Origin of the sequence: Gordonia jinhuaensis, from assembly GCF_014639795.1 — a bacterium.
Taxonomy (GTDB): Bacteria; Actinomycetota; Actinomycetes; order Mycobacteriales; family Mycobacteriaceae; genus Gordonia_B; species Gordonia_B jinhuaensis.
Map to the genome: position 1 here is coordinate 50,171 of NZ_BMGC01000011.1, position 12,607 is coordinate 62,777.

8 protein-coding genes are annotated in these 12,607 nt (G+C 69.1%); all 8 read left to right on the forward strand.

The window, feature by feature from the left end:
- Position 1 precedes the first annotated feature (1 nt).
- The 8 genes from IEW22_RS09730 to IEW22_RS09765 all read left to right on the forward strand — a co-directional run bounded on the left by IEW22_RS09730 (position 2) and on the right by IEW22_RS09765 (position 12,603).
- The gene (locus tag IEW22_RS09730) at positions 2 to 2,737 is read left to right on the forward strand and encodes a DUF6049 family protein (RefSeq protein ID WP_188586416.1); all 2,736 of its coding nucleotides are present in this window, start codon (positions 2 to 4) and stop codon (positions 2,735 to 2,737) included.
- 512 nt (positions 2,738 to 3,249) lie between these two features.
- Positions 3,250 to 7,146 (forward strand): murein biosynthesis integral membrane protein MurJ, encoded by a 3,897-nt coding sequence (locus IEW22_RS09735; protein WP_407066593.1) that lies wholly within the window; start codon positions 3,250 to 3,252, stop codon positions 7,144 to 7,146.
- A gap of 5 nt (positions 7,147 to 7,151) precedes the next feature.
- The gene (locus IEW22_RS09740; RefSeq protein WP_188586417.1) at positions 7,152 to 8,180 is read left to right on the forward strand and encodes a nitronate monooxygenase; all 1,029 of its coding nucleotides are present in this window, start codon (positions 7,152 to 7,154) and stop codon (positions 8,178 to 8,180) included.
- A 109-nt stretch (positions 8,181 to 8,289) separates the two neighbouring features.
- The gene (gene sigM, locus IEW22_RS09745) at positions 8,290 to 8,979 is read left to right on the forward strand and encodes an RNA polymerase sigma factor SigM (RefSeq protein WP_308421380.1); all 690 of its coding nucleotides are present in this window, start codon (positions 8,290 to 8,292) and stop codon (positions 8,977 to 8,979) included.
- Positions 8,980 to 9,102: 123 nt separating this feature from the next.
- Positions 9,103 to 9,501 carry a hypothetical protein gene (locus IEW22_RS09750; RefSeq protein ID WP_188586418.1) on the forward strand — a complete coding sequence of 133 codons (399 nt, stop codon included), beginning with the start codon at positions 9,103 to 9,105 and terminating at the stop codon, positions 9,499 to 9,501.
- A 160-nt stretch (positions 9,502 to 9,661) separates the two neighbouring features.
- Positions 9,662 to 10,663, forward strand: a complete 1,002-nt coding sequence (trxB, locus tag IEW22_RS09755; RefSeq protein WP_188586419.1) for a thioredoxin-disulfide reductase — start codon at positions 9,662 to 9,664, stop codon at positions 10,661 to 10,663.
- A gap of 219 nt (positions 10,664 to 10,882) precedes the next feature.
- On the forward strand, positions 10,883 to 11,221 hold the full coding sequence (gene trxA, locus IEW22_RS09760) for a thioredoxin (protein ID WP_188586420.1): 339 nt from the start codon (positions 10,883 to 10,885) through the stop codon (positions 11,219 to 11,221).
- A 188-nt stretch (positions 11,222 to 11,409) separates the two neighbouring features.
- Complete coding sequence (locus tag IEW22_RS09765; RefSeq protein ID WP_188586421.1) at positions 11,410 to 12,603, forward strand: N-acetylmuramoyl-L-alanine amidase; 1,194 nt, start codon at positions 11,410 to 11,412, stop codon at positions 12,601 to 12,603.
- Positions 12,604 to 12,607: the final 4 nt, after the last annotated feature.

The following is a 12,607-nucleotide window of genomic DNA, read 5'->3' on the forward strand; positions in this document are numbered from 1 at the left end:
GGTGCCGACCGGACCGACGATCCTGCGTCGCCTCTGGCCGATCCTGCTCGTAGTCGCCGTACTCACCGTCTCGGGTCCGGCAGGTGTGGGCGGACTCGCCGAGGCATTGGTGTCACCGCAGACCATCTCCAGCGCGCAGGCGGCCCCGGGGGACGACCCCTCCCAGGCCGACACCACCGCCGGTGTGGTGATCGACATCGACGCCGTGACACCGTCGACGGTCACCACCACCAGTCCCGGCACGGTCACCATCACCGGCCACGTCCGTAACCCGGGCAAACAGACGCTGAGCAACCTCACCGTGCGGATGCAGCGAGGGCAGGCGGTCACCTCGGGCACCGGCCTGCGGTCGGCGTTGGGCTCGGACGCCTCCGAATACCCCGTCATCACCGCCTTCACACCCATTCCCGGGACCCTCGGACCCGGCGGCACACTGCCGTTCCGGGTGAGCGCGAGCCTGTCGGGCGACAACGGGCTCCAGATCTCGCAGCTGGGCGTCTACCCGCTTCTGGTCGCCGTGGACGGCACCGACCCCGACATCGGCGCGCTGCGGCTCGACGATTCGCGCACGCTCCTGCCGGTACTGGGACTGCCGCCGGATCCTTCCCGCGCCAACAGCGACAACTCGTGGGCGCAGACCTCGAACGACGACTCGGCGCCGGTGTCGGCCGGCCCGGACGGTGCAGTCGCACCGTCGGTGTCGGCACCGACCCCGGTCACCGTGCTGTGGCCGATCGCCGCGACCCCGACGCTGGCGGCGGGGATTCCCGCCGACCCGGACGCCCGCGGTCGGCTCATCGACGATGATCTCGCCGGATCGCTGCGCGGCGGCGGACGTCTGGACACCCTCGTCTCGGCGGTCGACAAGGTGACCTCGGGGACCGGCGCGGCGACCGCACCGCTAGCGCGCAGCCTGTGCCTGGCGATCGACCCCGACTTGTTACGCACCGTGCAGACGATGGCCGACGGCTACCAGATCAGCGAGAACCCTGGCGATCCGCGATCCAAGACCCGGCGGGGGACCAATTCATCGGTGGCCGCCGACTGGCTGGCACATCTGCGTGACGTCGCCGGACGGATGTGTGTGGTCGCGTTGCCCTACGCGCAGACCAGCCTGGACGCGCTGACCCGTGTCGACAGAACCGATCTGAGCCGCAGCGCTCTCATCGACCCCGCCGACACCGTCGACCAGGTGCTCGGTGTGCGCTCGGTACGTGATGTGGTGATCCCGACCACCGGTTCGCTGTCGCAGAACCAGGGCCGGATGCTGGGAGACCTGTTCGGGTCGACCCCGCACGGCGCGGTGATCTCGCAGTCGGCGGTGTCGGTCGGCGACGTCAGTAGCCAGGGGCTTTACGAGGCCGAGGGCACGAATGTGGCGACCTTCGACCCGGCGGTCACCTCCGCGGTGGCCCAGCTGGGTGACTCCCCGACGATCCCGGCGATCACTCCGTCGGCGGTACGCATCGACCCGTCGGGGGAGTCGCCGGCGAGTCGCCGCCAGACCGCGGCCGCCTCGCTCGCCTACACGGCCATCGCACCGTCGATGCCTGCCAAACCCGACCCCGGGCCGATCGGCCGCTCCTCGCTGATCGTCCCGCCGGCCGTCTGGTCGCCCGACGCCGACGACGCGTCGGCGGTTCTCGACGAGGTCTCGACGCTGCTCGACACCGGGCTGGCCACGCCGCGCCCGTTCGGCGACCTCGCCGCGCGGCTGGCCTATCCGACGCGGGGGACGCCATCGGCGAAGCTGATCGTCCCGGCGGCGACCGGACTACCCGGCACCCTGATCAGTCAGCAGACGGTCACCCGGGTACGCACCCTCGACGACCAGATCGGCTCGCTCGGCGCATCACTGATCCAGCGGGCCGGGTCGCAGCTGACGCCCGAGGCCTACCTCGCACCGCTGCGCGGCGACCTGCTGCGTGCCCTGCGCCCGGCACCGCAGGGCAGCGCACCGCAGGCCAGATCGGCGCTGACGGCTGCGCGCACGGCGACCACCACACGGCTCGCGGCGCTGGATGCGTCGATGGCCTCGATGCGGGCGGCCGTGAGCATCGTCGACCCGGGTGGTCAGTTCACGCTCGCATCCGAACGCAGCCCGCTGCTGCTGGTGGTGCGCAACGAGCTGGCCCTGCCCATCCGGACGCGGCTGGAACTGTCGGCGCCGTCGGGTATGCAGGTCGACGACATGGGGGTCGTGGAGATCCCGCCGAAGGGAACCCGCCAGATCCAGGTGCCCGCCCGCGCCACCTCGTCGCGCACGGTGACGGTCCACATCGCGTTGGTGACCACCTCGGGCATGGCTGTCGGCGACTCGATCAACCTGTCAGTACATTCCAATGCGTATGGCAAACCACTGTTCTACGTCACGATCGGCGCCGGTGTGCTGCTCGTCCTGCTCGCGGGGCGACGCCTGTGGCGTCGATTCCGTGGACGCCCCGACCGCGCCGACGCCGACCGTCCCGAACCCGACGAGCACGACCGCATGATGGCCGAGAGCCGTTACCTGCACAGTCACGGTCGACCCGCTGACGGCCGGGCGGGTACCGGGCGAATGGGTACCGGGCGAGTGGGTACCGGGCGGGCGCCGGCCGACCGGACCCGTGGGGACAGGACCGGAGCCAGCCGGTCGGGCCACGACGATCCGGGCCCCGACGCTGCCCCGAACGCCGATCGATCGACCGCCACCCAGCCGAGCGCACAGCGCACGAACCGCGAACGGAACACACGGTGAACGAACCGCCACGTCGTGCCGACCCACGTCGTATCCCGCCCGCGACGCCGGCCCATCGGCCGCCGTGGGAGCGCGGCGGCGTGCCCCGCTCGGACCGGCAGGGGCCCGACCAGCACCGGTCGGATCGTCAGTCAGGGCAGGATCGTCAGTCAGCGCCCGATCGTCAGTCAGCGCCCGATCGTCAGTCAGGGCCGGATGAGTACCGGCCAGATCAGGACGCCGGACAACGGGATTCGACCCGGTCGCGCCACAGCAAGGGCGACCAGGCAGACACCCCGACCCGCGCGACCCGACCCAATGCCGACCAGCGGCGTCCCCAGCGCACCGATCCCGACGCGACGTCGATCATGCCGGCGCTGGCCGCCGACGGGTCGATCGCCACACCACGACGCGCGACGCCGCGGCGGGTGCCACCGGCCGACCGGTCAGCGCAACGGTCACGCGGTCGGTCACCCCAGAGCACTGGCAACCGGCGCCCACCGCGTGAGGAGCTGCCCGCCGAGGCCGACCTGATGCGCCATGAGCTCGACAGTGCCTTCGGCGAGGACGGCACATCGGTGGGGGCGCAGGTGGCGCAGACCCCGATCCGCGAACCGCTGCGGGCCCGCACCGCGACGGCTCGACGCGGCCCCGACGGCGTAGACCCCTACGACACGGACGCAGACGACACCGACCCCGACGACCTCACGGACGACGACGCGGGGGAGTCCGGTGTGCAGCGTCCGGCCCGCGATTCCGATGCCAGCGTGCTGCGGACCTCCGGATCGATCGCGATCGCTACGCTCACCAGCCGGATCACCGGTTTCGTGCGCGCGATCCTGGTCGCCGCGTTGCTCGGCCCCGCCATCGCCTCGGCCTTCCTGACGTCCTACACGCTGCCGAGCATGGTCGCCGAGGCGTTGCTCGGCGCGGTCCTCACCGCCATCGTGATCCCGGTGCTGGTCCGCGCGGAGGCCGAGGACGCCGACGGCGGCGCCGGCTTCATCAACCGGGTGTTCACACTCGCCCTGACCGTGCTCGGCGTGGGCACCGTGGTCGCGCTCATCGCCGCACCGCTGCTGACCTACGTCTCCCTCGGTGACGGCAAGGTCGACCGGACGCTGGCGACCGCCCTCGCCTACCTGTTGCTGCCCGAGATCCTCTTCTACGGTCTGTCGGCGTTGTTCATCGCGATCCTCAACATGAAGGGTCTGTTCAAACCGGGCGCCTGGGCGCCGGTGATGAACAACATCGTGCAGATCCTGGCACTGGTCGCCTATGCGGTCACCCCTGGTGAGATCACCCTCAACCCGGTCCGCATGAGCGATCCCAAGCTGCTGGTGCTGGGCATCGGCACCACGCTGGGCGTCATCGTGCAGACCGCGGTGCTGCTCCCGGCGCTGCGCCGCGCGAAGGTCAGACTCAAACTCCAGTGGGGGCTCGACGCACGTCTGCGGCAGTTCGGCCAGATGGCCGCCGCGGTGATCCTCTATGTGCTGGTGCTGCAGGTGGGGTGGGTCATCACCACACACATCGCGGCCTCGGTGTCTGCGGCCGGGCCGACCGCCTACAACCAGCACTGGCAGCTGCTGCAGCTGCCCTACGGCGTGCTGGGCGTGACGATCCTGACCGCGATGATGCCGCGCCTGTCGCGCAACGCCGCGGCCGGCGACACGAACCGGGTGATCGACGACATGTCGATGGCCACCCGACTGACACTGGTCGCGCTGGTGCCGGTGACCGCGTACATGACCTTCTTCGGTCCGGCGATCGGCCTGACCGTCTTCCACTTCGGCCGCTTCGACGCCGACACCGCCACCCAGGTGGGCAGCGTGCTCGCCTGGGGTGCGTTCACGATCATCCCGTATGCGATGACCCTGGTGCAGTTGCGCGTGTTCTACGCCCGCGAGGACGCCTGGACACCGACCTTCATGGTCATCGGCATCACCGCGGTGAAGACGGCCTCGTCGCTGCTGGGCACCGTGCTCTTCAGCGATCCCGATCTGGTGGTGCGCTGGCTGGCGCTGTCGAACGGTCTCGGATATCTGGTCGGCGCGATCGTCGGCCACTATCTGCTCCGGCGCCGCCTGGGCAACGTCGAGATGACCAACGTCAAACGCACCACGCTGGTGACGCTGGCGGCGTCGGTGGTGGTGTCGCTGGTGGTGTGGCTGATCGCCGAGGCGTCGGGACTGGCCGGGCTCGCACGTAACGGCGGGAAACTCGGATCGCTGGGCTACCTGATCCTCACCGCGATCATCGTGCTCGGCGCCACCTACGCACTGCTGGTCGCGTTCCGGGTGCCCGACGTGGTGGCGATCGGGGTCGCGCTGCGTCGTGCGCTGTCGAGATTCATCCCGGCGCTGGCCCCCAAGACCACACTCGAACCCGACGACGCGCCTGCGATGACGGTGCAGTTTCCGCGGATCAGCTCCGAGGAGTCGCTCCCGTATTCTGGTCAGGTCCAAGTGCTCCGACGCTTCGACCAGGGCACCGCCAGCTGGCAGTCCTATGCTGTGCACACCGGTGGCGCTGCCGGACAGCGCGGCACCGCCGGGAGTTCGGCGGCCGCCTGGTCGGCGAGCGATGCCGGCCATGGCCTGAGATACCGCAGGAGAGGAGTGGGACCGTTGGACACGGGCGAGGTCGACGACAAGCGCCAGACCGGTGCGCGCCCGGATTCCGGCGTGAACACGCCCGACAACGCGGTCGGAACCCCGGTCACGGGTGCTCCTACAGCGGGTAGTTCGACGGCGGGTGATCCGGCGGCCGGTGGTTCGACAGCCGGGCAGCGATCGCGCCCGGACACACCTCGCCAACCCGCCGTTGATGGTGACAGCGGTGCCGCGCCCACCCCGCCGCGACGCCGCGGGCCGCGGTTGGTCCCCGGCGCACAGGTCGCCGGCGGGCGCTACCGGCTGCTCAGCCATCACGGCGGCACGCGCGGACTGCAGTTCTGGCGCGCTCGCGACATCCATCTCGATCGCGACGTCGCACTGACCTTCGTCGATCCCGACCAGTCCGCAACACCCGCCACCGGCACGCCGCCCGAACGCCAGTCCGAGGGCCCGCAGGCCGTGCTGTCTCGCACCCTGCGGCTCGGCCGGGTGAACACCCCCGGCATCGCGCGCGTGCTCGACGTGGTGCGCGGGTATTCGGGCGGCATCGTGGTGAGCGAGTGGGTCAGCGGCTCATCGCTCGCCGAAGTCGCCGCCACCCATCCCTCACCGATCGGTGCCGCGCGCGCCGTGCGGGCACTCGGCGCCGCCGCCGAGTCGGCCCATCGCACCGGCACCGCGCTGTCGATCGATCACCCCGACCGGATCCGGATCAGCACCGACGGCAACGCCGTACTGGCCTTCCCCGGAACCCTCGCCGGCGATGACAAGGCGACCGACGTGAAGGGGCTGGGCGCGGTGCTCTACGCGCTGCTGCTGGAGCGCTGGCCGCTCGACGACGACAACCCCGATCAGGTGGCGACCACGGCGACCCATCCCGATCCCATCGGCGGGCTGCAGGCTGCCGAGCCCGACGACAACGGATTTCCGGTCGAGCCGCGGATGGCGCGCGGTGACATCCCGTTCGAGATCTCCGCGGTGGCTGCCCGGGCACTGCAGGGCAACAGCGGTATCCGCACCGCCGCCACGGTGCAACACGTCCTCGACCAGGCCACGGTGGTCGACCAGCCGACCGACCTCATGCCGGCGGTCCCCGGTCCCGCGATGCGCCCGGAACCGGCAACCAATGTGGGCCGCACACGCCGGCTGCGCTCATTGCTCAAACGGCCCGAGTCGATGCGGACGACGGCACTGCTCGTGGGCGCCGGTCTGCTCATCCTGTTCCTCATCGTGGCGATCGTCGTCTCGATCACCAACGCACTCGGTGGCAGCGGCGGCAGCGACAACATCGACTCGATCCTGACGCCCACCACGTCAGCCTCGGCGGCCGCACCCAAGCCGACGACGTCGGCCTCGGCGCCCGCTCCGGCCGCCGGCCCGGTCACCTTCAACGCGGTGACGCTGGTCGACTTCTCCAACCAGCCGCCCGACAGCTCGGCCAACCTTCGCAACACCATCACCGGCGCCCCGCCGGCGTGGAAGACCGACACCTACCAGGGCGGTCCCCGGTTCGGGAATCTGAAGAACGGCCTCGGTCTGATGTACCGGTTGGAGAGTCCGGCTGCGGTGCGGACCGTCACGATCCGCACCACCACGCCCGGCTTCTCGGTGGAGGTCCGCCCGGCGCCGTCGGCGAATGCCACGCTCTCCCAGACCTCGCCGGTGGCCACCGCCCAGATCAACCGGCCCACCACCACCATCACCGTGTCCGACCCTCGGTCGGCGCCGTATCTGCTGGTGTGGATCACCTCGCTGGCATCGACCTCAGGCGGCTACTCGGCCACGGTGAACCAGGTCGGCGCCGCGAGCTGAGCGATATGACCGCGCCGCACTTCTCCTTTCGAGACCTGGCACTACCTGTGATGGGTGCGCCGATGGCCGGCGGGCCGTCGACCCCCGCACTGGCGGCCGCGGTGTCGGGCGCCGGTGGACTGGGTATGCTCGCCTCGGCCTATCAATCCGCAGAAGCATTGCGTGAGAACATCATTGCCACTCGTACCGCAGGTGCCGAGATCTTCGGCGCGAATCTGTTCGTGGTGAACGAGTTCGACGTGGACACACCCGCGCTCGCCCGGTACCGCGAACATCTCGCCGACCTCGCCGAACCGTGCGGAGTGTCGATCGCCGAGAGTGCCACCTTCGACGACGACGGCTATCACGCCAAACTCGACGTGCTCGTCGACGCCGCACTCGCCGTGGTGTCATTCACGTTCGGTCTGCCCGGCGATGAGGACATCGCGCGCCTCCACGGCGCCGGCACTGCGGTGGGCGTCACCGTCACCAACCATGAGGACGCCCGCTCGGCCGCGGCGCTGGGCGCGGATTTCCTTGTGGTGCAAGGCCCGAATGCGGGTGGGCACCGCTCCACCTTCGATCCGCGCATCGAGCCACCGGCCCGCCCGCTGCCCGACCTGCTCGCCGACGTCGCCGCTGATGTGGACCTCCCGGTCGTCGTCGCCGGTGGCCTATCGGATCGAGCCGACGTGGACATGATGCTCTCACTCGGCGCACACGGTGTGTCGATGGGTACCGCGCTGCTGCGCACACCCGAGGCAGGCACCAAGTCCGCACACCGTCGCGCACTGACCGATCCAGCGTTCACCGAAACCGTTGTGACCCGGGCATTCTCGGGTCGGCCTGCACGGGGATTGCGCAATCGCTTTCACGACGAACTCGGCCCGATCGCTCCTGCGGCCTACCCGCAGGTGAACACCCTTGCCGGACCGTTGAAGTCGTGGGCCGCGGCGAATGACGATCCGCAGTTGACCAACCTCTGGGCTGGCACCGGCTGGCGGTCGGCCACCGAAGCTCCTGCGGCCGAAGTGATCACCGGACTGCTCGGCTGAATTCGGTCCGAGTACTTCGGTTCCACTCAACCGTCTGAATGACAGCCGAACAGCATCATTGCGGCGCTGAGCATGCACGGTGGTGTGCGACGCACCTAGCGTTCGACACATGACGGACCTGCCACCTCCGCTGCACCCCGCCGCATACGAGGCGATGACCGACGCCGAACTCCTCGACGTGCACGTCGCCGGAGATCACCGCGCATTCGGCGTGCTGTTCACCCGCCATCGAGATCACCTGTGGTGTGCCGCGAGGCGATACAGCGTCAGTCCCGACGACGCCGAGGATGCGCTGCAGGAGGGCATGATCAAGGCCTTCGTCACCGCCCGAGCCTTCCGTAAGGATTGCGCCGTGCGGTCGTGGCTGCATCGGATCGTCGCGAACTGTGCACTGGACATTCTGCGGCGCAAGCGATCCCAGCGACAGTTGGTCACGTCGGTGGCCGATGAGCTCACCGCGACCGCGGCACCGCTCGACCCGATGGCAACGCTGGATCTCGCGATGTCGATGACCGGCATCCTCGACTGCCTCTCACCCGAGTTGCGTGCCGCCGTGGTCGCCGTCGACATCGACGGCATGTCGGTGGCCGAGGCTGCCGAACTCCTCGGCGTGCCCACCGGCACCATCAAAAGCCGATGCGCGCGCGGCCGCACCAAACTCGCTCTGGCAGCGGGACATCTGCGTCCGCGGCACTCCGGCGACGCCGTCCCCGGCACACCGGGCGAACGCAGCACCGGCAGCCGGACCACCGACCCCCACAGCACCGACACCAGAAATCCCGACAGTCGCAGCGCGTGAGCCCGACAGCAGGGGACTTCCACGGGAACTGAGCCTTCCCGCCCCAGAGTGTCCAGCAGGCCACACCATCCAGACCGCAAGGCACCAGATCACAGACTTTCGAGAGCGATGCAACCACACGCCATGAGACGACACCTGAGCATCCCCGCCACCACATGCGAGCTCCACACGCCCGCCCCAGGCGACGACCAGTCCCCGTCCGCGGGACACGACCACCCGGCGAGGGGAGAGGAGTCCGTCATCGTCTCGTCAACCGAGCGCCTCGACCGCATCGCCTACCTCCACGCACAGTCACCGGATTCCAATTCCTCACTGCGCCTGGCCCTCGAACGCAGCCCGGAGAGCCGTGCGGTGGTCGCCGCGCTGGAGGCGACCCGCGCTGAACTGCGCGCCCGCGCGCTGCGCGAACAGTACGGCCTTGCCCCCACTACGATTCCCGCCAACTTGCCGTCGGACGTGGCCGAACGGCTCGACGAGACTCTGGCACGCCTCATCGGAGAGGAGAACCCGTCCGATCGCTGACGGATGGTCACCGCGCACCGATCTCCTCGCCTCCTCGGCGACACGCCGGGAACAGATGCCTTTACCCTGGTGTTGAATCGGCCGCTGAGGGTGGAGCAGTCTCCACCGACGGTCACACGTCCATCACAACGATGGGTACGGGCGGATAGTTGGAGGATTGATGAGCGCAGCCAGCCAGGACGGGCACATCCACGATGTGATCATCATCGGTTCGGGACCGGCAGGCTATACCGCTGCGGTGTATGCCGCCCGCGCCGAACTGGCGCCGCTGGTGTTCGAGGGAACCCAGTTCGGCGGAGCCCTGATGACCACCACCGAGGTGGAGAACTTCCCGGGCTTCCGCAACGGGATCATGGGCCCGGAGCTCATGGACGAGATGCGTGAGCAAGCGCTGCGATTCGGCGCCGACCTGCGTATGGAAGACGTGGAGGCGGTGCGACTGACCTCCGACATCAAGGAGGTCGACGCCGGCGGCGAGACCTACCGTGCACACGCGGTGATTCTCGCGATGGGTGCGGCTGCCCGCTACCTCGACGTCCCCGGCGAGGCCGAACTGCTCGGCCGCGGCGTCTCCGCCTGCGCCACCTGCGACGGCTTCTTCTTCCGCGACCAGGACATCGCGGTGATCGGCGGCGGCGACTCGGCGATGGAGGAGGCCACCTTCCTCACCAAGTTCGCCCGCTCGGTGACGATCATCCATCGACGCGAGGAATTCCGTGCGTCGGCGATCATGCTCGACCGCGCCCGCACCAACGACAAGATCTCGTTCATGACCGACACCGCGGTGACCAAGGTGAGCGGCGAGGGTTCGGTGTCCACCCTCGACCTCGTGGACACCCGCACCGGCGAGCCGCGGGAACCCCTGCAGGTGACCGGCATGTTCGTGGCGATCGGACACGACCCGCGCAGCTCCCTCGTCCGCGGCCAGCTCGACCTCGACGACGCGGGCTATGTGCAGGTGCAGGGCCGCACCACCTACACCTCGCTGCCGGGAGTCTTCGCCTGTGGCGACCTGGTGGACCACACCTACCAGCAGGCCATCACCGCTGCGGGCAGTGGCTGTTCGGCCGCGATCGATGCGGAGAAGTGGCTCGCCGACCATGCCGGCCACCCGATTCCCGTCGAGGTGGAGGCCGAGGAGATCACCGCCGGCTCGATCTGATCCGGTCCGGCGGCGCGCTCAGCGCGTCGTGCGGCGCTGTCCGCGCGGATGGGCCACGACTCCGGTCGCCTCGGATGCCCGGTTTGTGGTCAGTGTCGGACTCGGGGGGGTGCCGATCAGCGCCACACAGATGAGCTTCCGGACAGACTTCCCGAACACATTTTCCGTCAGAGTCCCCCGTCAGATCCACAATCAGTGAACACACACCAAGGAGTTCCCATGGCAGAGACACACAACACCGTTGCCGTCACCGACGCCACCTTCAAGACCGACGTCCTGGAGTCCGACAAGCCGGTGCTCGTGGACTTCTGGGCCACCTGGTGCGGCCCGTGCCGTATGGTCGCCCCCGTCCTCGAGGAGATCGCCGGTGAGAACACCGACGCGCTCACCGTGGCGAAGGTCGACATCGATGCCAACCCCGCCATCGCCCGCGACTACAAGATCATGTCGATCCCGACCATGATCCTGTTCGAGGGCGGCGAACCGGTGAAGACGATCGTCGGCGCCAAGAGCAAGGCCGCCCTGCTGCGTGAACTCGGCTCGGTCGTCCAGGCCTGACCTCCGACTACGACAGCGGGTCATCCGACACCGGGACCCCACCGCGCACAGTGCGCCTGGGATAATCGGGCAATGCTCGCGTGTGGGTGCGGCGGTTTGTTTACCCGTGCATCCACCTGACACAATCCACTGCGGTACACCGGCGTGTACCCGCACTACAACAGTCTGAACTGATCGAAAGGCGGCGTATGCGTCTGCTCCGACTCGGTGACCGCGGCTCTGCCGTGGCCGAGGTCAAGGCGCTGCTGCGTCAGCTCGAGGTGCTCGACACCCCGGCTGAACCGACCGACCCCGATGCGTTCGCGCTCGATCCCGACACGATCGTGTTCGACCCCGACACGATCGTCTTCGACGAGGCCACCGACCAGGCTGTCCGCGCATTCCAGCAGCAGCGCGGACTCCTGGTCGACGGCATCGTCGGGCCGGCCACCTATCGCGTGCTGCTCGAGGCGTCCTACCGACTCGGCACGCGCATCCTGCTCTACCGCCTGTCGGCTCCCATGCAGGGCGACGATGTGGCCACCCTGCAGGCCCGCCTGCAGAACCTCGGCTACTACACGGCGCTGGTCGATGGCACGTTCAACGAGGCCACCCACGCCGCCCTGTGTGCGTACCAGAGCGAGTTCGGGCTGAACCCGGACGGCATCTGCGGGCCCGTCACACTTCGCTCACTGCAACTGCTCGGCACCCGCGTGAGCGGTGGTTCCCCGCACGCCATCCGCGAGGAGGAGAACGTGCGACGGTCGGGGCCGCAACTGTCGGGCAAGCGGATCATCATCGATCCCGGCAACGGCGGAAACCACCAGTACTCCACGGGCGCGCTGGCCCAGCTCGAATCCGACGTGCTGTGGGATCTGTGCGCTCGTCTCGAGGGCCGGATGGCGGCCGCGGGGATGGAGACCTCCCTGTCACGCGCCGCTGATCAGAACCCCGACAATGCCGAACGAGCCGCCGTCGCGAATTCGATCGACGCCGATTTGATGATCTCGTTCCGCTGCGCGCACTATCACAACAATCTCGCCAACGGCGTGGCGACCTTCTACTTCGGCAGCCAGCACGGCTCGGCGTCGGCCATCGGTCAGTCGCTCGCGGGGTTCATCGACCGGGAGATCGTCGCGCGAACACCGCTGCGCGACTGTCGGTCTCACCGCCGGACCTGGGATCTGCTCCGCCTCACCCGGATGCCGATCGCCCAGATCGACGTCGGCTACATCACGAACGAACACGACGCCGAGGCCCTCAGCGATCCGCGGGTGCGCGACGCGATCGCCGAGGCGACACTGGTCGCGGTCAAGCGCCTGTATCTGTTGGGCAAGAACGACCAGCCGACCGGCACGTACACCTTCGCCGAGTTGCTCGCCGCCGAGCAACTCGCACGCTGATCCC

Excerpts from the sequence above, each read along its gene's own strand:
- IEW22_RS09735 (WP_407066593.1), top strand. The coding sequence starts at position 3,250 with ATGCGCCATGAGCTCGACAGTGCCTTCGGCGAGGACGGCACATCGGTG.
- IEW22_RS09740 (WP_188586417.1), top strand. The coding sequence starts at position 7,152 with ATGACCGCGCCGCACTTCTCCTTTCGAGACCTGGCACTACCTGTGATG.
- sigM (WP_308421380.1), top strand. The coding sequence starts at position 8,290 with ATGACGGACCTGCCACCTCCGCTGCACCCCGCCGCATACGAGGCGATG.
- IEW22_RS09750 (WP_188586418.1), top strand. The coding sequence starts at position 9,103 with ATGAGACGACACCTGAGCATCCCCGCCACCACATGCGAGCTCCACACG.
- trxB (WP_188586419.1), top strand. The coding sequence starts at position 9,662 with ATGAGCGCAGCCAGCCAGGACGGGCACATCCACGATGTGATCATCATC.
- trxA (WP_188586420.1), top strand. The coding sequence starts at position 10,883 with ATGGCAGAGACACACAACACCGTTGCCGTCACCGACGCCACCTTCAAG.
- IEW22_RS09765 (WP_188586421.1), top strand. The coding sequence starts at position 11,410 with ATGCGTCTGCTCCGACTCGGTGACCGCGGCTCTGCCGTGGCCGAGGTC.